13 protein-coding genes are annotated in these 20,495 nt (G+C 70.9%); 4 read left to right on the top strand and 9 right to left on the bottom strand.

The genetic code is table 11. The annotated features are described in order from the left end of the window. Positions 1–60: 60 nt before the first annotated feature. Positions 61–1,554 carry a type VII secretion integral membrane protein EccD gene (gene eccD, locus LMU33_RS26545; protein WP_228623112.1) on the bottom strand — a complete coding sequence of 498 codons (1,494 nt, stop codon included), beginning with the start codon at positions 1,552–1,554 and terminating at the stop codon, positions 61–63. A 305-nt stretch (positions 1,555–1,859) separates the two neighbouring features. On the opposite strand from eccD, the gene eccCa reads away from it, so the two are divergent. Then, entirely contained in the window at positions 1,860–5,825 is a 3,966-nt protein-coding gene (eccCa, locus tag LMU33_RS26540; protein WP_228623111.1) for a type VII secretion protein EccCa, read from the top strand. A 582-nt stretch (positions 5,826–6,407) separates the two neighbouring features. Here eccCa and LMU33_RS26535 read toward each other — a convergent pair. The 7 genes from LMU33_RS26535 to eccB all read right to left on the bottom strand — a co-directional run bounded on the left by LMU33_RS26535 (position 6,408) and on the right by eccB (position 13,465). Then, positions 6,408–6,713, bottom strand: a complete 306-nt coding sequence (locus LMU33_RS26535) for a WXG100 family type VII secretion target (RefSeq protein ID WP_228623110.1) — start codon at positions 6,711–6,713, stop codon at positions 6,408–6,410. A gap of 24 nt (positions 6,714–6,737) precedes the next feature. Beyond that, positions 6,738–7,076 carry a WXG100 family type VII secretion target gene (locus LMU33_RS26530; protein ID WP_228623109.1) on the bottom strand — a complete coding sequence of 113 codons (339 nt, stop codon included), beginning with the start codon at positions 7,074–7,076 and terminating at the stop codon, positions 6,738–6,740. Positions 7,077–7,154: 78 nt separating this feature from the next. Further along, the gene (locus tag LMU33_RS26525; protein ID WP_372478055.1) at positions 7,155–8,366 is read right to left on the bottom strand and encodes a S8 family serine peptidase; all 1,212 of its coding nucleotides are present in this window, start codon (positions 8,364–8,366) and stop codon (positions 7,155–7,157) included. A gap of 30 nt (positions 8,367–8,396) precedes the next feature. Further along, positions 8,397–10,070 (bottom strand): relaxase family protein, encoded by a 1,674-nt coding sequence (locus LMU33_RS26520; protein WP_228623108.1) that lies wholly within the window; start codon positions 10,068–10,070, stop codon positions 8,397–8,399. Then, positions 10,070–10,510 carry a DUF2563 family protein gene (locus LMU33_RS26515; protein ID WP_228623107.1) on the bottom strand — a complete coding sequence of 147 codons (441 nt, stop codon included), beginning with the start codon at positions 10,508–10,510 and terminating at the stop codon, positions 10,070–10,072. Before LMU33_RS26515 ends, LMU33_RS26520 begins: the two co-directional genes overlap by 1 nt. 141 nt (positions 10,511–10,651) lie before the next feature. Then, entirely contained in the window at positions 10,652–11,923 is a 1,272-nt protein-coding gene (gene mycP / locus LMU33_RS26510; protein ID WP_372478054.1) for a type VII secretion-associated serine protease mycosin, read from the bottom strand. 9 nt (positions 11,924–11,932) lie between these two features. Beyond that, on the bottom strand, positions 11,933–13,465 hold the full coding sequence (eccB, locus tag LMU33_RS26505; protein WP_228623106.1) for a type VII secretion protein EccB: 1,533 nt from the start codon (positions 13,463–13,465) through the stop codon (positions 11,933–11,935). 340 nt (positions 13,466–13,805) lie between these two features. Here eccB and eccE point away from each other — a divergent pair, with 340 nt between their 5' ends. From eccE to LMU33_RS26490, 3 genes are all read left to right on the top strand, one after another. Further along, the gene (eccE, locus tag LMU33_RS26500; protein WP_228623105.1) at positions 13,806–14,999 is read left to right on the top strand and encodes a type VII secretion protein EccE; all 1,194 of its coding nucleotides are present in this window, start codon (positions 13,806–13,808) and stop codon (positions 14,997–14,999) included. A gap of 14 nt (positions 15,000–15,013) precedes the next feature. Then, positions 15,014–15,775 (top strand): hypothetical protein, encoded by a 762-nt coding sequence (locus LMU33_RS26495; protein ID WP_372478058.1) that lies wholly within the window; start codon positions 15,014–15,016, stop codon positions 15,773–15,775. A 345-nt stretch (positions 15,776–16,120) separates the two neighbouring features. After that, complete coding sequence (locus tag LMU33_RS26490; RefSeq protein WP_228623104.1) at positions 16,121–19,423, top strand: SCO5717 family growth-regulating ATPase; 3,303 nt, start codon at positions 16,121–16,123, stop codon at positions 19,421–19,423. A 63-nt stretch (positions 19,424–19,486) separates the two neighbouring features. Here LMU33_RS26490 and LMU33_RS26485 read toward each other — a convergent pair whose 3' ends face one another. Further along, positions 19,487–20,434: a bifunctional riboflavin kinase/FAD synthetase gene (locus LMU33_RS26485; protein ID WP_228623103.1), complete on the bottom strand. Its 948-nt coding sequence runs from the start codon at positions 20,432–20,434 to the stop codon at positions 19,487–19,489. Positions 20,435–20,495 lie beyond the last annotated feature (61 nt).

The raw sequence follows: 20,495 nt of genomic DNA, 5'->3' as shown, positions 1-20,495 counted from the left end.
CTGAATCCTTTTCTTCGCCGCCGCTGACAGGGGCCGGGAGGCCGACGAGGCCGGCCCGGGTCACTTGCTGGTCATCGCGCGGGCCGTCGCGTACACGTCGAACACGGCGAGCGCAAGGGGCACCAGCGTCAGGAGCACGAAGCCTTCGATGATCTCCAGGAAGCGGCCCCAGAAGGGGCCGAGGCCCCGGCGCGGGACGACGAGGCCCAGGGCTGCCACGAGGGCCGCCCCGGCCGCGATGGCCGCGGCGAGCCAGGTCGCACGGATGTCGAGGCCGGAGCGGTCTCCGGTGAGTGCCTCGCGCAGCACGGAGTGCGGCGGGTTGAGTGCCAGGCCCAGACCGAGCAGGACGAGTGAGCCGAGTCCGGCCGCCAGGAGCGGGGCGACCTGGCCGGTGTAGCGGAAGAGCTGGGCGCGCATGAGCAGCGCCACGGCCGTTGCGCAGGCGAGCAGTTGGGCCCAGACGTCGTCGGAGAATCCGAGCACCGCGCAGGAGGCGAGCGCGGTGAGCGCACAGCCGCCGACGAGACCGACCAGGATCTCGTGGCCACGGCGGGCCTGGGCCTCGATCCGCCTCATGTCTACCGGTTCCTGCACGGCCGTCTCCGTGCCGTAGACGCTGCTCTGCGCGGAGTTCGGCGGGTCGAAGCCGATGGGCAGCCGGGCGAAGCGCATGGACAGTCCCGGCAGGAAGGCCAGGCCGGCCACCGCGACCGGCGCGCACAGGGCGGCGATCTCCTTCGGCGTCCAGTGCACGAGGATCGCCGTGAAGACGGTGATCAGGCCGAGCGCGGACGCGACGACGAACGCGACGAACGGGGCGTCCCCGCCCGGTGTGCACAGCGTCAGGATGACCGAGGCGAGCAGGACCGCTGCGCAGGCGAGCAGGAACTGCAGTTTGCCGATGCCCTGGCCGTGGGCGAGGGAGAGGAGTCCCGATCCGGCCACGCCGACGTTGGGCAGAGCGCCGAGACCCAGGGCTGTCGCCGAGCCCCGGTCGTCGTAGACCCGGCCCCGTACGGCGGCGAAGACCACGAGGAGCACCCCGGCGACGCCCGCGAGTATCCCGGGCAGGCTGTGCATGTCGTGCCGGGGATCGGCGTTCCAGGCGACGAAGGCGAGCAGGGTTGACAGGACGCCCGCGCCCGCGAGTCCCGCGGCGCGTGTGAGGTCGCCGCTCCACAGGGTGCGGTGCCGGGTCACCGCCGAGGCGACCGCCTCGGAGACGTCGTCGAAGACGGCGGGCGGCAACGACTCGGAGAAGGGGCGCAGCGTGAGCAGTTCACCGTCGAGAATCCGTTGTGCGGCAAAGGAGCGTGCGCTGTCGAGAACGGTGCCGTCCCGGCGTACGAGGTGGTAGCCGACCGGCGCGCCCTCGGCGGGGCGCTGCCGGGAGAGCCGGAGGATCTCCGGGTAGATGTCGGCGACCGGGATGTCGTCGGGCAGCGCCACGTCGATCCGGCTGTCGGGCGCGACGATCGTGACCCGGCAGAAACCGAGCCCCGACCCCGCCCCCGAGCCGGGCACCGCTGTGCCCGTGGCTGTCGTGCTCACCTTGTGCTCCCCCTCAGTGATGGTTCTGCGCCCGTGATGTGAGAATCCTGCGTCCGTCCCCGGCCGGGACCGCCGGAGGGTGACGCGAAGGGCGCCACCGGGCTCCGCCAGGGCCGGCGTGCGGTGACGCCTCGCACGGAATACCCCGGTTCGCGGGGTGTGTTCGCGTGTGCTCGAGCGAACACCCGGCACCCTACCGCGCACCGGTCACTCGTGGAGTCAGTAGGATCACGCGGCGGCCTGCGTCCGTCCATCAACGGGGGGCGGACCTCATTCTTGGGGCCCGGCAAAGGAATTGGGGAGCAGTGAGTCACATCGTCGTGAAGCGCCCGCCTCGGGCGCTGCCGTCCGAAGTGCCCACAGAAGAGGTCGTTCTCCAGCCTCCCCCGGAATTGCCCCGGGGGCCGCAGGAGAGCGTCCTCATGCAGTTGCTGCCGACGCTCGGCATGGGCGGCTCGGTGGTCTTCTTCTTCACGAACGGACAGCCGTTCATGAAGATCATGGGCATGGTGATGATCGCCTCCACGGTCGCCATGTCCATCGCAATGGTGGTCCGCTTCCGGCGTGGTTCCCAGGGTCAACTCGCCGACGTGCGGCGCGACTACATGCGGTATTTGTCACAGACCCGGCGCGCGGCGGTGGACACCGCGAAGACACAGCGCGACGCGCAGTACTACCTGCACCCCTCACCGGAACAGTTGTGGGCGCTGGTCGCCGAGGGCAGCCGGGTGTGGGAACGCAGGCCGGGCGACGAGGACTTCGCCCAGGTGCGCATCGGCCTGGGGGCCCAGGAGCTGGCCACGCCGCTCGTCGCCCCCGAGACCGGCCCGGCCGGCCGGCTGGAACCGCTCACGGCGGGTGCCGTGCAGCGTTTCCTCGACGTCCACGGCGCCCTGAACGACCTGCCGATGGCCGTGTCGCTGCGCGCCTTCTACCACGTCACGGTCAGCGGTGACGCCGAATCCGTGCGCGCCTGTGTCCGTGCCCTGACCGGCTCGCTGGCCGCGCTGCACTCTCCGGAGGATCTGGTCCTCGCGGTGGCGGCCGGACCCGACACGCTCCCGCAGTGGGAGTGGGCCAAGTGGCTGCCGCACGCTCAGGCGGCCGGTGCCGTGGACGGCGCGGGCGTCCGCCGCCTGATCGGCCCTGACGCCCGCGATCTGGAGACCCTGCTGGCCGCTCGCCTCTCCGGCCGCCCGCGATTCCACCCGGGTGCCGCGCCCCTCCTGGACGAGCCCCACATCGTCGTCGTCCTCGACGGTGTCTCCCTGCCGCCGGACTCCGTGCTGGCCAACCTCGAAGGGCTGCAGGGCGTCACCGTCATCGAGGTGGTGCCCGGTGAACCCACCGCCGCACGCGGCGACCTCGCGGTCGTCGTACGGCCCACCGCCCTGCGTCTGGAGTCGGCGGGCGGCGAGGTCTACGAGGGCACGCCGGACGCCCTGTCCTACGAGTCCGCCGAGGCCCTCGCCCGGCAGCTGGCCCCGCTGCGCCTCGCCTCCGGCGGTGACGACGACGAACCCCTGCTCGCCAACCTGGAGTTCACCGACCTGCTGAACCTCGGGGACGCGGCGTCCGTCGACCCCCAGCGCACCTGGCGGCCGCGTGGACTGGCCGAGCGGTTGCGGGTGCCGATCGGTGTCGGCGTGGACGGCCGTCCCGTGATGCTGGACCTCAAGGAGGCCGCGCAGGAGGGCATGGGCCCCCACGGCCTGTGCGTGGGGGCCACCGGCTCCGGCAAGTCGGAACTGCTGCGCACGCTCGTGCTCGGGCTCGCGGTGACCCATTCCTCCGAGACGCTGAACTTCGTCCTCGCCGACTTCAAGGGCGGTGCGACGTTCGCCGGCATGGCGCAGATGCCGCACGTGGCGGCGGTCATCACCAACCTGGCCGACGACCTCACCCTGGTCGACCGCATGGGCGACTCGATCCGCGGCGAGCTGAACCGCCGCCAGGAGATGCTGCGCGACGCGGGCAACTACGCCAACATCCATGACTACGAGAAGGCCCGCGCGGCCGGCGCCCCGCTCCAGCCGATCCCGTCCCTCGTCCTGGTCATCGACGAGTTCAGCGAGCTGCTGACCGCGAAGCCGGACTTCATCGAGATGTTCGTGCAGATCGGCCGTATCGGCCGTTCGCTGGGCGTGCACCTGCTGCTGGCCTCGCAGCGTCTGGAGGAGGGCCGCCTGCGTGGCCTGGAGACGTACCTGTCCTACCGGATCGGCCTGCGCACCTTCTCCGCGGCCGAGTCCCGTGCGGCACTCGGCGTCCCCGACGCCTATGAACTCCCCAACGTCCCGGGCTCCGGCTTCCTGAAGTTCGGCACCGACGAGATGGTGCGCTTCAAGGCGGCGTACGTCTCCGGCGTGTACCGCTCCGGGAACAGGCAGGCCGCCTCGGACGGGGGGTCGCTGCCCGTCGACCGGCGCCCGGTGCTGTTCACGGCCGCGGAGGTGCCCGTGCAGTACGCGCCGGTGCCGCAGCAGCGTACGGAGTCGACGTCACAGGTCGACGACGCCCTCGCGGACACGGTGCTCGACGTGATCGTGCGCCGGCTGGAGGCGCAGGGGCCCGCGGCGCACCGGGTGTGGCTGCCGCCGCTGGACAGCCCTCCTTCGCTGGACGGGCTGCTGCCCAAGCTCACGGCCGTGCCGGAACGGGGACTCACGCAGCCGGGCTACGAGGGCGCAGGACGCCTCGTCATCCCTGCGGGCCTGGTCGACAAGCCGTACGAACAGCGCCGTGAGCCCCTGTGGCTCGACTTCTCCGGGGCCGCGGGCCACCTGCAGATCCTCGGCGGCCCGCAGTCCGGCAAGTCCACCCTGCTGAGGTCGCTGATCTGCTCCTTCGCGCTGACACACACGCCGTACGAGGTGCAGTTCTACGGCCTGGACTTCGGTGGCGGCTCCATGGTGTCGGTGAGCGGCCTGCCGCACGTCGGCGGTGTCGCCTCCCGGCTGGACCCGGAGCGGGTACGGCGTACGGTGTCGGAGGTGTACGGCGTACTGCGGCGCCGGGAGGAGTACTTCCGGTCGTCGGGCATCGCCTCGATCGCGGACTTCCGCGCCCGGCGGGCACGCGGCGACATCTCGGTCACCGACCAGCCGTGGGGCGACGTGTTCCTGGTGATCGACGGCTGGGGCAACTTCCGTTCGGACTACGAGAGCCTGGAACCGGCCATCCTCGAGATCGCGTCACGCGGCCTCGGCTACGGCATCCATCTGATCCTCACGGCATCACGTTCGATGGAGGTCCGGGCAAACCTCAAGGACCACGTGATGAACCGCCTCGAACTGCGGCTCGGCGACACCATGGACTCCGAGATCGACCGCAAGGTGGCGGCGAACGTTCCGGCAGGAGTGCCGGGGCGCGGTGTGTCGCCGCAGAAGCTGCACTTCATGGCGGCGGTGCCGAGAATAGACGGCCTGACGTCCGACACGGACCTCGCCGACGCGACGGCGGCCCTGGCGGCCGAGGTCTCCCGGCACTGGCAGGCGCCCGGGGCACCGCAGGTGCGGCTCCTCCCCCGGGAGTTCCCCGCGGAGCAGCTGCCTCCGGGCGACCGCCTCCCTCAGCACGGCATCGCCTTCGCCCTCGACGAGGACAACCTCGAACCCGTCTTCGTCGACTTCGAACAGGACCCCTTCTTCCTGGTCTTCGGCGAGAGCGAGTCGGGCAAGTCGAACCTGCTGCGGCTGCTCATCGCACAGCTGACGCAGCGCTATTCGGGCGACGAGGCGAAGTTCTTCGTGGTCGACAACCGGCGCTCCCTGCTGGACGTCACCCCTGCCTCGCACCTGGCCGAGTACATCCCCATGTCCAACGCCATGGACCACCACATGGTGGCGCTCGCCGACCTGATGAAGCGGCGCACGCCCACCGCCGACGTCACGGCCCAGCAGCTGCGGGAGCGGAGCTGGTGGCGCGGTCCGACGGTGTACGTGGTCGTGGATGACTACGACCTGGTGTCGACATCCAGCGGCAACCCGTTGGGCGGTCTCGCCGAGCTCCTGCCGTTCGCCCGTGATGTCGGCGTGCGGTTCATCATCGCGCGGTCGACGGCCGGGGCGGGGCGGGCCTCTTTCGAGCCGTTCATGCAGCGGATGACGGAGCTGGGCGCGCAAGGCGTGGTGCTGGCCGGCGACCCCGGCGAAGGAGACCTGCTCGGCGGCGTGCGGCCGCGGCCGATGCCGGCGGGGCGGGGCGTCTTCGTCTCGCGCAGGCGGGGCAAGATGCTGGTGCAGACGGGGTTGGTCAGCGGCGATTACTGAGTGAGGTGCAGGCGCTCAGCGGCCGCAGCGGCTGACGGGGCGGGAGCCGGACGCGTGTGTCCGGCTCCCGCCCCTGCCGCATCGCCGCTGCCCCGTGGAACGGGGCAGCGGCAAAGGCCGGCGCCTCAGGGCCGGCCACCACGGGTGGCTGCCACTCGCCGCGGGGGGCTGCCACTCGCCGCGGGGGGTTGCCGACCAGGGCGACGTCCCGTACCTCGTCGAGGACATGTACCTCACGCTCGGCAGGGACGAAGCGCATGCGGGTCTTCGTGGTCCGCTCCACCTCATTGGCGGGCGGCACCCTTGGTACGAGGTTCGATGTCCTTCTCGATCGCCCGGGCGCGGCCCGATTCTGGGCCGGAGAGGACACGAGATCCTTCTGGCCGCCGCCCCACCCCGAAAGTCCCGCGGACCCTGCCTGGTCGGCCGCGAACTGGTTCAGCTGCTCAGCTGCATACCGGCCGGGTGTGCAGCCCCGCTGCCGACCCCCTGTGCCCTCGATCCGCGTGCGTCGCCAACGTGCAAAACGGGGGTGGGCACCTCCCGCGCGTGCCCACCCCCGCTTTTCCTACTGCGCGTACCTCACTCGAAGTAGCTGGCGCCCTTGAGGTCGCCACCGCGGTAGTCACCGCCGGCGGCGTGCACGCGGTGCGTGATGGAGAGCAGCGCCTGGTGGATACCGGTGGCGTGCTCGTCCCACTTCCTCGACTTGCGCTGGAAGGCGTCGTACGCCTCACCGCTCCAGCCTTCGGCCACGTCGAGAACGCCCTTCTTCAGAGCGGTGAGGTCCTCCTCGAGCTGCTTGGCCACGTTGCCGAGCTCAGTTGCGAGCGCGTCCAGGGCGCCGTACTTGACGGACAGGTCCTGGTAGTGCGGAGTGCCGGTCATGTCTTCCTCTTCCCTTCAGGCCCGTCAGTACAGGTTCAGCGCCGAGGTGCCCGCGCCGGCGTCCACTTCGATCTTCGAGATGGTCGAGTGGAGTTCGTCCTCGAGCTTGGTCTTGTCGCTCTTGTTGAGGCGGACGCCCTCGAGGAAGTCCTCGAGCATGCGCCCGATGGCAGCCATGTGCTGGTTGATCTCGTGCTGCTTCCCCTTGAACGCGTTGGCACCGTGGCCCGTCCAGTTGGCCTCGATCATGTCGATCGTGCCCTGGAGCCTGCCGAGCTGCTTCTTGACGGACTCGTACCGGTCGATGACGTTCGTCTGGAGCTTTTGTGCGTGATCGTCTTGAAACTTGCGGCCATCAGCCATTTCGGCACTCCCCTTCATGAGAGCTGTACTTCGTCTTGACTGGGCGTCACCGGGTGGTGGCGCCCTTCCTGTGAGCCGTCAGGCACGTCGTCGTGACCGGATGACGGCGAAGGCTGCGCAGCCGATCACCACGAGCGCGGCGACCGCACCGACGGCCACCCAGGGCAGGGCACCGCCGGACGACTTCGAGGTTTCTCCGGTCGCCGAAGTCTGGCCGCCCGAGGAGGACTTGGCGGGCGGTGAGGAGGTGGAGGGCGAAGCCCCGTTGTTGCCGGCCGAGTTCTCCTTGGCGAGCGGATCGACGTTCGCAGGGCCTGGGTTGTAGTTCGGGTTCTCCAGCACCATGCGGGGGCGGATCAGGCCGTAGCCGAGGTAGTTGCTGGGTGTGTCCTTGGGCCAGTCGCGGCCGGCGGTGTCGATGAGCGAGCGGAGCACCTGGTCGGCGGTCCAGTTGGGGTGGGCGGACCAGATCAGGGCGGCGGAGGCGGAGGCTACGGCGGTGGCCATGCTGGTTCCGTTCCCGTGGACGCAGTAAGAACGGAAGGTCGCGTCACACCATGCGGGCACGTCGACTCCGGGAGCGGCGAGATCGACGTAGCGCCCGTGGGTCGAGAACTTACCGACCGTACCGGTCTTGTCGGAGGCGGAGACGCCGACGACATAGGGATACGAGGCCGGGTATCCGGCGTTGTTCTTCGTTTTGGCGTCGTTCCCTTCCGCGGCGAACATCAACTTGCCCTTGGAAGCGGCATACTTGATCGCCGCCTCTTCGTCGTCGTAGCTGATGTCGCTCCCGAAGGACATGTTGATGATCTTCGCGTCACTGTCGGCGATGGCCTTGATCACCGCTCCCACGCGAGGAGCCTTGTTCTCCTCGGACAGCGAGAGCCCGCGAAGGGCGGCACGATAGGGCACGACTTTGGCGCCTGGGGCCAGGCCTTTCAACCCTCCGCCAGCACCCGTACCAGCGATGATTTCGGCCATCGTCGTGCCGTGGCCATCGAAGTCCTTCGTTGCCCCGTACGCGACGGATTTCGGTACTTCGTCGGCCAGCACCTGCCCTCTGAGGGATGGGGTCGACGGATTGACGCCCGTGTCGACGACGGCGACCTTGACCCCCTTGCCGGTGCTCACCTTCCACATCTCGTCGGCCTTCATCGCCGACAGGTACCACTGCTGCGGCTGGACGTCGGCGGCTGCCGCAGCGGGGGCCAGGCCCACCGGCAGAGCCATCAGTGCGCCGAGTGCTGCGCATACGGCGGTCACTCGTCTCGTGCTCGCGGACAACATGCCTCTCGTACGTCCTCGCTTCATCTGTCTTTACTCGGTCTCCGGCGACTGCTGCCGACGCGACGGCTTCCTGTCGCCGTCCCGTGCGGAACCTCGCTTGGCCGCGGAGGCGCGGTTCGGAACGTTCTCGCCGGGGGCGCGAACGCCATTCCTGGCCGCCGATGCCTTGCCGTCGGACGTCCCGACCACACTGCCAGGGGGCGAGACAGGCCTACGCGACGCCTGTCCGTCGCCGCTTTCCTGCTCCGGCATCCTGAACACCCCACGCTGCCCAGGCCGCTCATTGACACGAGGCTTCCGGGAAGCAGTCTCGCCACCGACGACCGTGCCACGCGGCACCTTGGAGCCGTTCACGGTCTGCGCAGGTGGCGTGGTCGGCCTCCCGCCGACGACACCGCTGGTGCGCGCTGCTCCGGTCGGACCCGTACCGCCCATGCGCTCGGCGGGCACGCCGATGCTCCTCGGCGTACCACCGACGACACTACGGCCGACCGGGCCCTTGCCTACAGGCGTCCTGCTCACGGGCGCCTCGCCCAAGGGCGTCCTGCCGACCGGTGACACAGGCCCACGCGCTCCCGCCTGGCCCGCGGGCTCTTCCAGGGGGCCGATGCGGCCGCGTCCTGTTCCACCACCGACTCGGGATGAACCACCGGCAGGAGAGGCCATACGCGGCGACGCCACGACCGGGCCTCGGGACCCGCCCATTCCGCCGCGGCCCATAGGCAAGCCCACAGTCGGGGGCATGGGAACGGTGGGGACGGGAGGAACCGGTCCGCCTCCGCTGGGTGCAGGTGCAGTCGGCGGTGTGACAGGGGTCGTCGACCTCGTAGTATCCGGCGGCAGCGTGTTCACGCTGTCGATGTCCGTACCCACGGGCTGAGACGGACCGGTGTGCCGATCCGGAACCGCGACGACGTCGTGCAGTTTCTTCCCGGAGTCGGGAGTCTCTGCCGTGCCAGGCCCGGCCGGTGCGGAGAACGAGTGATGGCTCGTCGTTCCGACAACGCCAGCGGCTCCATGAGCGTGTGAGACAGGCACCTGGCCTCCGCCGTCCCGCTGCCCGCCGGCCGCCTGCGGCACACCCATCTCCGGCATCTTGCCGAACGTAGGCACCGACCCCGACTTCAACGACTCCCCGGTCACCGTGTAGTACGACGCCAACCGGTTCATCTGGTTGATCGCCTCTTGGCGGTGCTTCTCGACCGTGAGGGCCGCCTGGTACTCCTTGTTGCCGTCGACCTGGGTAACCAGCGGGAAGTCGTGGACGCTCTTGGGCATGAGCCGGGTGTCGCGGGGCGGCATGGACTTGCGTACGGAGGCGAGTCCGGTGCTGGCCGCGGTGATGTGCGAGCCCACGTTCTCCACGTGGTCCGCGAAGGTGTAAACGCTGGCGACAAAGCCGGAGGCCCACGTGTGGAACGCGGTGGCCGCCTCGCCGTGCCAGTCGATCCGGCCTATGTGTGCGCTCAGTTCGTCGGCGGCGGCGTTGATCGCGTCGCGGGCGTCCCAGAGGGCCTTGCCCGCGTCCTCCAGATGCTCTGGTTTCGCGAGGTCCACCATGTCCTTCATTTCGTTCAGCTGGTGCTTCTCGAAATTGGTACGCCCGTGGTGGGGGACGCATTGTGCGTCCACGTCGTGGATCTCCGCCTGGGCCAGCTCGCGTTCCAGTTGGTAGCGGTCCGGCTGGTTGTGGTTGTCGCCCATCAGTACCCCGCCTTGGACTGGTGCTGGTCGGTGCGCTTCTGCTGGGTGCCCGCCTGCGTCTTGGCGTCCTGCTCGTCGATCTGCTCGTTGACCTGGGTCCGGATCTCGTGGAAGCGGCGCCGGAGATCGTCCTCCAGCTTGTCGTAGCCGATGTCCGCGCCGTGCACGGCGATCTGCATGGCCTCGATCTGCAGCTTCAGCGTCTGGGAGAGTGACGTGATCTGCTCGTGGACGGTCTGGTAATGGCTGTGGAGATCAGTGGCCTCGGCGAACTGGCCCGTGCCGCAGAACGAGGTAAGGGAGAGCGTGTGCATCCCCACCTTCTTCGGATCACCCGGCGAACGCTCGAACGTGTCGAGCAGGGCATCCACCCGCGACTTGAAGGTCTGCAGGGCCTCCAGACCGCGCCTCAGATCGCTTCCGCCCCCGTCAGGCAGCACGTTGCGCCTCCCCCATTCCTGTCCCCTGCCCGAGGCAAGCGCACGCCTCGAGCATTCGTTTTCGCAATGCAGTCACTCTAGTCAACGGATCTGACACCCCCAACTGACTTGTGTGACAACTCTGCTACTGCCAAGCGGTCTTCACGCATCTTTCACGGCTGCGACCTCGCCCGGTCCGCTGGTCCCCGCCTTCCTGCGCGCGTCGCGGATCGCCACCGCCGCCCCGCCGAGGGCGGCCACCAGTACGGCCGCGCCCACGGAGACATACGTCGCCAGACGGGCGTTGCGTTCGTCCGCCGTTTCACCGAGTTCCAGTCGGGCCGGGGTCGGAGCCTCGGCCCGGCTGAGGCCCTCGAGCGGCTCGGGCCGCTCGATGGGACGGTCGTCCTCCGTCAGGGCGCGGACGGGGTCGACGACACCCCAGCCGACCAGGCGGTCGTGGCCGGCGACGGAGCGTTCTGCCGTCTGTTCGATCTGGGCCACGATCTCGCGGGGTGTCCAGTCGGGGTGCTTGGCCTTGATGAGGGCGGCCACGCCGGCCACGTACGGCGCGGAGAAGCTCGTGCCGTTGTCGGAACAGTGGCCGCCCTTGGGGACCGTCGAGATCATGTCGACGCCGGGGGCGGCAACGCCCACGAAGTCGCCGGACTGGGAGAAGGGCGCGCGCTCGTTGTTGCGGTCCGACGCGGCGACCGCCAGGACGCCGGGGTAGGAAGCGGGGTAGGTGGGCTTGACGTTGCCGTCGAGGCCGTCGTTGCCTGCCGAGGCGACCACGACGATCTTGTGGTTCAGGGCCTCGTTGATCGCGTTGTGCAGGTCGTCGCCCGGTGCCACGGCGTTCGTGGTGTCCTGGGAGATGTTGATGACCTGTGCCTTGACCTGGATCGCGTGCTGGATCGCCTGGGCGAGGGACTTGGACGTGCCGTGGCCCTCGGCGTCGTTCTGCTTGATCGGGACGATGGTGGCCTCGGGGGCGAGGCCGACGAAGCCGGTGCTCTTCATGGGCCGGGCGGCGATGATGCCGGCCACGCGCGTGCCGTGGCCCACCGTGTCGGTCGTGGGCTTGGACTTGGCGCCGTCGACCGGCTTGCCCTTGCTGTCCTTGGGGGGCAGGAGGTTCGTGCCCAGGGACCCGTCAACCGCCCGGCTGAGCTGCGGGTTGGCCGTGTCGACACCCGTGTCGATGACGGCCACCCTCACCCCCTTGCCCTTGGACTGGCTCCACAGTTCGTCGAGGTTGACGCGCTGAAGGGCCCAGGGTGTGCCGGGGTACTTCTTGTTCGGGAAGGTGCACTGGTCGCTGAAGGAGTCGGCAGCGGCAGGCGGCGCGAGTGCGACGGTGGCGGTGCACAGCGCGGCGGCCGCGGTCGCCGCGGTACGGAGCAGACGCGAGGACGACGGAGCGTACGACACCAGGCCCTCCTACGAACCCTGCGGCTGGCTCGCCGCCGTGGTCGACAGACGCGGTCCCGTCGGCAGGAACAGGGACCAGGCCGCCGGTACGGGAGCGGGGTCCACATCGGAGTATCCGAGGCGGATCTGGGCGAGTTGGGCCTCCTGCCGCAGTTCCTTGCGCTGCTTCGCCGTCATGCCGAACTCGGTGCCGTCCGTGTCGCTGTCGGCGTTGGACTGCATCGCGTAGCGCAGGCCGGTGTCGGTGACGAGGAACAGCCCGCCGACCTTGGTGTTCGTGCCCTGGTACTGGCGGTAGAGCTGGCCCGAGCCGGGGGTCACGTACGCACTCGACGACCCGGTGGGGAGCGCGGCCGGGAAGTCCGTGCCCGCCCAGGTGCTCAGGGTGGTCCGCGTACCGTCGTCCTTGTCGACGTCGCGCAGGACGTTGCAGATGGTGTTGCGGCTGCCACCTGACAGGCCCGGGTCGTTGACGACCTCGGGGGTGAGGCTCGGCCACTTGTGGTCGGCCGCGAAGGCGGTCGCGTCGGGCTCGAACGCACCCGCGCTGACGTCGAGGGCCTTTCCGGCCTGGCCGAGACGGACCAGTTCCTTGCTGTTGAGGAGCAGCTTCGCGGTGAAGTCCGAGACGGGCAGGACCTTTCCCTGCTCGACGACGTAGTACTGCTCGTGGTCGCCGTTGGGAGCCCGGAGAACCATGCCGACCCGGTTCGCCTTGTCCGGCAGGCCGCCCTGGACACCGGCGGGCGCGCTCACGTTTCCCTCGACCTTCGGGAACTCGACCGGATCACCGGTGTGAAGGGTTGCGAGCCATTCCCGCGACACCCGCTCGGGCTGCCGGCCCGCGCCCACCAGGGTACGCAGCAGCAACTCGTCGTTCTTGTCGACCTCGTACGCGGTGCCTTGGGCGTCCACGATGTAGCGCTTCCCGTTCGGGTCGGCCACGTACAGGAGCTCGCCGCCGCTGAGCTTCTCGTGGCTCCCTTCGGTCTTGCTCATGTCCCGGGCGGCGAGGACGAACGCCGCCTTCTGGATGGCCGTGCCGCCCGCGCTCGGGCGCTCGCAGACGGCCCAGCGCTTCTTGGCACCCGCCCCCTCGCTGGAGGGCAGGCGGTCGGGGGCGTACGGGATGCCGATGGTGACGCCGTGCGGGATCTTGCCGTTGTCCAGGATCGACTCGTCGACGGTGACCACTTCGCCCTTGCCGTCGGCAAGGAGGAGTTTCGCCGACGCCATGTTGAGCACCGGGTGCAGCTCGGTCTTGCCGTTCGTGGTGAGGACGACGTACCGCGTGGTGGACTTGCTGGCGATGATCACCTTTTCGCCGGGAGTGTCCCAGCCCTGTGGTGCGGTCGGCCGGAACATGCCCCAGGCGCCGAACGCGGCCATGACGACCACTCCGACGATGGTGCTGGGCACGATCGCCCGCAAGGGCTTGGGAGCTCCCTCCTCCGAGCCGTCCGAGGAAGGCTGGACGAACGCCGCGAGCATGCGCTGCTTCGCAAAGGTGTAGGCGTTGAGTTGATCCCGCCGAGATGCCATCTGCCCTGTTTCTCCCCGTGTGCCGCCCGGATGACGGCCGGAGACCACTGTCTCCGTTCCTCCGTTGTCGGACCGACCCCCTACTATGCCTGGTATCTGATCGGCTCCGTGGAGCGGGTAGGGTACCCGGGCTCTCAAAGGCCGTACTCGGGGGCGGAATTCCAACGAACTGTGAGGAAAACGGGGGGATGAATTGAGGGCTTCGGGGACGCGGTCCCGTACTCGCCGACAGGAGCGGACACCCGGCCCTGCGGCGGCCGGTCCGGAACCGGCGGGGCAGCTGCCGAGGCCGCGCCGGGAAGGGCAGGTCCCGGACGCGGCGCGTTCGGCTGTCCGTCCGATGCAGTCCGGTTCATTCCGCCTGCAACGGCTTGTACTGCCGGAACTCGCTGTGGCGGCGGTCGTCGTCGGCTGGGTCATCGGCCCCATGGCCCTGGTGCCCGCCGCGGTCGTCGCGCTGTTGCTGATCGTGCTGGCGTTCGCTCGGCGCCGGGGGCGGTCGTTGCCCGAATGGCTCGCCACCGCACGGGCACTGAAGGCGCGCCAGCGGCGGGCCGCGAGTACGTCGATACCGCCGGGCACCGAACCGGCGCTGGTGCCCGCACTCGAGTGCGAGCCCGCCCTGCGCACGTACTCCCACGGCCCGCGTGACCGGCGCCCGGTCGGCATCGTCGGGGACGGCACCTTCGTCACGGCCGTGCTCCAGGTCGAGGCCGACGCGACCGCGCTGCGGGCCGAGCGGAGTCGGCAGCCGCTGCCGGTCGCCCTGGTGCGCGACGCGCTGGAAGTGGACGACATCCGGCTGGAGTCGGCCCAGATAGTGCTGCACACCCAGCCGGCCCCCGCGCTGCACCTGCCCCAGCAGTCCGTCGCCGTGTCCAACTACCTTCCGCTGCAGGAACAGACGGGCGCCCCGGCGGTGCGCATCACCTGGATCGCGCTGAAGCTCGACCCCGAGGCGTGCGCGGAGGCCGTGGCAGCGCGCGGGGGCGGCCTGCTCGGGGCGCAGAAATGTGTCGTACGGGCGGCGGACCACCTCGCGAGCCGGCTGACGGGCGCCGGGTTCCGGGCGCGCGTGCTCGACGAGGAGGAGCTGGTCGCCGCGCTCGCCACCTCGGCCTGCGCCAACCCGCTGGTCACCGCCGAGGCGGGGCGCAGCGAGACCCGGGAGCGGCGCACGGAGGAGTCCGGGCGCAGCTGGCGCTGCGACAACCGGCGGCACACGACGTACTGGGTCAGGCGCTGGCCCCAACTGGGCGGCGGCCGGGGTGAGTCGCTGCCGCACTTCGTCGCCCGGGTCACGGCGATACCGGCCCTCGCGACCACGTTCAGCCTCACTCTTACGCACGGCGAGCGACAGGAAGTGGCCCTGTCCGCGCATCTGCGGGTAACCGGGCGCAGCGACGACGAACTCGTGGCGGCGCGACGCGCGCTGGAGGGCGCCGCCCGGCAGGCAGGGGCCGGTCTGGCCCGCCTCGACCGGGAACAGCTGCCCGGCATGCTCGCCACACTGCCTCTCGGAGGTGCGCGGTGACGACGATTCCGACGATGTCCTCGATGCCGGGCGCGGACGCACCGGCGGCGTCCGGTCCGCGCCGGGCGGGCGAGCTGCTGCGGCACGGACTGGGCCTGATCGGGCCCCGGCACGGGCGGCACGGACTGCCCGCACAGCAACTGGACGCGCTCGCCCTGCCCATCGGGGACGACGGCGTGGTGGCCGGCGTCGACGCCGAGGGCCAGCCGGCCGTGCTGGGCATCAACCGGCCGACTCCGTACGACGTCGTGCTGATCGGTGGCCTGTGGACCGCGCAGGTACTGGCGCTGCGCTCGGCGGCCACCGGCGCCCGGGTCGCGGTGGAGACCGGCCGGCCGCAAGCCTGGATGCAGATGGTGCACGCGATGGGCGGCGGGCAGAACGGACTGTCCGTGTTCGACGTCGGCCGGGTGCCGCCACAGGGCGCCTCCGCCGGTACGCCGGTGCTGGTGGTGCGGGACTGCGGTATGCGGCCGCCCCGCGGGCGCGTCGTGTCCGGGCCCTGGCAATCGGTGGTGACCCTGCTGCCGTATCTCAGCCCCGTCGCACCGCGGCTGCTGCGCCAGGCGCGGCTCGCCGGCATCCAGCGGGTCTCGCCGGACGAGGCCGCCGAACTCGGACGCACCATGGGGCTGACGCGTACCGAGGTGGAGACGCTGCCGACGCTGCCCGACGGCGTCACCCTGTGGTGCACGGATCGTGACCGGCAGTACGTGATGACCCAACCCACTGACGCCGAGATCGGATTGTTGGGCACACCTCGCCGAATGGACTGAACTGCCCTTCCTGTCTGTTTTGTTCGCGGTGGCCGCGTCCCCTGTGCGTCCGTTGTCCACCGATTCCTCCCCAATCCATCCGGCAAGCACCGTGGTAGACGGGGCCGTTCGGGGTGCGCGGGGACCCGGTGGATGTGTGCTCGGAGGCGGGCGGGCCTGCCGGGGGACGCCTCGTGGTGATTAGGCTGGGAGCGGGCGCGATGGCACGACCCGTGACCGGGCGATCGGTGTCCCAGGGGAGGACGGTCGGCTCGGACTGCCCCGAATGACCACGGACGACTCGGAACGACACGACATGGTCGCCCCGGCACGGCATGAGGGTGTTCGACCACACCAGGAGGAACTGTGAACAGCGATCGGGACGGGATCCGCGGGGGCTGGGACACACCCGACGACGACCAGACCGACGCGGAGTCCGCCATCGAGATGACGGGCGAGTTCACCATCGACTACGCGCCGCCCGCCTGGTACACGCAGAACGCGCAGAACGCGCAGAGCTCGTCCGGTGCGCCTTCGTCGGCTCCGGCGCCCCCGCCACCCCCGCCGGTGCACGGCGCGCCCTACACCCCGCCTCCGCCCGCCCAGGGCGCCCCTTACGCCCCGCCTTCGCCGGACCAGGGCGCTCCGTACGCCCCGCCTTCGCCGGACCAGGGCGCTCCGTACGCCCCGCCTTCGCCGGACCAGGGAGCCCCCTACGCCGCGCCGATGCCGCCCGCGCCGCCCGCCGGGAACCCCGTCCCGATGCCGCAGTTGCCCGAGGGTTTCGAGGCGCAGCAGCCGCAGGCCGCCCAGCCGGCTCAGCAGCCACAGCCACCCGCCCCGGCGCCCGCGGTCGAGCCGGAGACGAGCAATGGGGACCTGGAGAGCGGGGCCACCATGCGGTTCTCCGCCGTGGCCCTGAAGCGCGAGATGGCGGAGATCGCCGAGCGCGCGGCCGCGGTGCGGGACGGCGCCGGTGAGGAGGGCTCCGCGGAGGGGACCGCTCCGGCGACGAGTTCCGCCGGTGGTGAGGGCGAGGCGTCGGCGTCGGAAGGCTCCGCCGAAGGCGCGGACGAGCGGTCGGTAGTGGCATCTGCGGACGCGGTCTCCGCGGAGGCCGATTCCGGTTCCGGTTCCGATTCCGGGCATGACGTCGGTTCCGGGGAGGGCTCGGCTGTTTCCGGGGCCGATGTGGATGAGGACGAAGGCGACGGTGACGGCAGGGCACGGGCCGAGGTCGAGGACGAGGACACGGCCGAGGGCGACGCCGGTGCCGAGGCAGAGGAGACGGACCGCGCCCCGGACGGGTCCGCCGACAACGCCGCCTCCGACGACGCCGAGGCCGGCCACGCCGAGTCCGACGGCGCTGTAACCCCGGATGCAGTCGCGCAGGATGCCGACGCCAGCGCCGCCGAGGCCGGTGTGCAGGACAGCGTGCCTCAGCCCGGCGCAGCGGCGGACGGCGCCCAGCCGGACGGCACCACGCAGACCGGCGCAGCCCAGGCCGCCGTACCGCCCGCTCCCCCGGTGCCCCAGGACGCCCAGCCCGGCTGGGCGCCTCCGCCCGCGCCGCAGAGCGGGGTGCCCCCGTTGCCGCCTTCCTACCAGCCCGCGGCGCCCGCTCCGGCGGCCCAGTGGCCCGCGCAGCAGCAGCCCGGCCCGATGCCCGCCCAGCCGCAGCCGTCGGCCGCGCAGGGCCCCGGTGGCGGACCCGGCCAGCAGCCGCCGTTCCAGCCGCAGGCCCCGCAGCCCGCGCCCGCCGCCTGGAACCAGGCGAGCCAGCCGAACCAGGCGAGCCAGCCGAACCAGCCTGGCGCACCCTTCGCACCGCAGCCCGGTCAGCCGGGTCAGCCGAACCCGGCGGGCCCCGACGCGTCCGGCGGTTACGGCTTCCCGCCGCAGCAGCCTCCCGCGCCCCAGCCCAACCCCAACAACCCCAACGCCGCCGGTGGTTACGGCTTCCCCCACCCCGGCACCCCCAACGCCCAGCCCCAGCCCCAGCCCCAGCCCCAGCCGGGCGGTTACGGCTTCCCGCCGCAGCCCCCCGCGCCCCAGCCGAACCCCAACAACCCCAGCGCTTCCGGTGGTTACGGCTTCCCGCAGCACCCGCAGCACCCGCAGGGGCCGGACGGCGCGCCGGCGGCCGAGGGCTGGCAGGCCCCGGCCCCGCAGGCGCCGCCGCAGGCCGCGCAGGCCCCGGCCCCGCAGGCGCCGCCGCAGGCCGCGCAGGCCCCGGTCGATCCGCGGTCCGGTGCCGCGTGGCCGCAGCCCGTCCGGCACGACCACCGGCAGCCGACCAACCCCGGTGCCGCGCCGCTCGGTTACACGGCCGCCGTGGAGCTGTCCTCGGACCGGCTGTTGAACAACAAGAAGCAGAAGGCGAAGAGCGGACGGCCCGCGGCCGCGGGCGGCCGGTTCAAGCTCGGGGGCAAGAAGGAGGAGGCCGAGCGGCAGCGCAAGCTGGAGTTGATCCGTACGCCGGTGCTCTCCTGCTACCGGATCGCGGTCATCAGCCTCAAGGGCGGCGTCGGCAAGACGACCACGACCACCGCGCTGGGCTCCACCCTCGCCACCGAGCGGCAGGACAAGATCCTCGCCATCGACGCGAACCCGGACGCCGGTACGCTCGGGCGGCGCGTGCGCCGGGAGACGGGTGCCACCATCCGTGACCTCGTGCAGGCGATCCCGCACCTGAACTCGTACATGGACATCCGGCGGTTCACCTCGCAGGCGCCCTCCGGTCTGGAGATCATCGCCAACGACGTGGACCCGGCGGTCTCGACCACGTTCAACGACGAGGACTACCGGCGCGCGATCGACGTCCTCGGCCGGCAGTACCCGGTCATCCTGACCGACTCGGGCACAGGTCTGCTGTACAGCGCCATGCGCGGGGTGCTCGACCTCGCCGACCAGCTGATCATCATCTCCACGCCGTCCGTGGACGGTGCGAGCAGCGCCAGTACGACGCTGGACTGGCTGTCCGCGCACGGGTACGCCGACCTGGTCTCCCGCTCGCTCACCGTGATCTCCGGTGTCCGTGAGACCGGCAAGATGATCAAGGTCGAGGACATCGTGGCGCACTTCGAGACGCGGACGCGCGCGGTCGTGGTCGTGCCCTTCGACGAGCATCTGGCCGCCGGTGCCGAGGTCGACCTCGACATGATGCGGCCCAGGACGCGCGAGGCGTACTTCAATCTCGCCGCACTGGTCGCCGAGGACTTCGTACGCCACCAGCAGGCGCACGGCCTGTGGACCAGCGACGGCAACCCGCCGCCGGTGGCCGCCCCACCGATGCCGGGCCAGCCCATGCCGGGCCAGCCCTACCCGCAGGCACCGGGTCAGGACCTGTACACCGGGCCTCCGCAGCCGTACCCGCCCCAGCAGGGCCAGCAGCCGTACCCGCAGGCACCGGGTCAGCAGCCCTACCCGCAAGCCGCACCGGGCCAGCAGCCGTACCCGCAGGCCGCACCGGCCCAGCAGCCGTACCCGCAGGCCGCACCGGCCCAGCAGCCCCACCCGCAGCCACCGGGCCAGCAGCCCTACCCGCCGCAGCAGCAGGGCCAGCCGTACGGCTACCCCCAGCCGCCGCAGGGGCAGCAGCAGCCGCAGCCCGGCTACCCGCAGCAGCAGCCTCCGCAGGCCCCGCCGCCGCAGCAACCGCAGCAGTAAGCGAAAGGGCGGCCGGTGCTCATCGCACCGGCCGCCCTTCGGGGTCGTAGAACCGCCGAAGGCCTACTCCTCCGCCGCCACGATCTCCCGGCACCGCTTCACATCCGCGGCGATCTGCTCCAGCAGGGCCTCCAGCGTGTCGAACTTGGCCTGGCCGCGCACGTAGGCGAGGAAGTCGACGGCGACGTGCAGGCCGTACAGGTCGAGGCCGACGCGGTCGATGGCGTACGCCTCCACCGTGCGCTCGGTGCCGTCGAACTGCGGGTTCGTGCCGACGGAGATCGCGGCCGGCATGGCCTCGCCCTCGACGTGCAGATAACCGGCGTACACGCCGTCGGCGGGGATGGCGGTGTGCGGGAGCGTCTCGACGTTGGCCGTCGGGAAGCCCATTTCACGGCCCCGCTGGGCGCCGCGGACGACCACGCCCTCGACACGGTGCGGGCGGCCCAGGATCTCGCGGGCGCCCTCCACGTCGCCCTCGGCGACCAGGCGGCGGGTCAGGGTCGAGGAGAACGGCAGGCCGCCGCCCGCCTCACCGGTGACGTACAGGTCGACGACCTCGACCTCGAAGTCGTAGGTCTTGCCCTGCTCGGCGAGGAAGTCCACGTTGCCGGCGGCCTTGTGGCCGAAGCGGAAGTTCGGGCCCTCCACGACCGCCTTCGCGTGCAGCTTGTCCACCAGGACCTTCACCACGAAGTCGGCGGGCGAGAGCTTCGAGAACTCGGTGGTGAAGGGGAGGATCAGGACCGCGTCCACGCCCAGGTCCGCCATCAGCTCGGCGCGGCGGTGGTGCGGGGCGAGCAGCGGCGGGTGGCTGCCCGGGCGGACGACCTCGCTGGGGTGCGGGTCGAAGGTGACCACGACGGCCGGAACGCCCAGCTGGCGGGCGCGGTCGACGGCGTGCTTGATGATCAGCTGGTGGCCGCGGTGGACGCCGTCGTAGGAACCGATGGTGACGACGCTGCGCCCCCAGTCCTGGGGGATGTCCTCCAAGCCACGCCAGCGCTGCACTGTGACCGCTCCTCGAACCCGTGTCCATATCGACGCCTAAGACTTGCGCAGATCTAAGGGT

The organism is Streptomyces barringtoniae, from assembly GCF_020819595.1.
Lineage (GTDB): Bacteria > Actinomycetota > Actinomycetes > Streptomycetales > Streptomycetaceae > Streptomyces > Streptomyces barringtoniae.
Note: the sequence above shows the minus strand (reverse complement) of the source record. Positions and strands in the feature narration are given on the sequence as shown.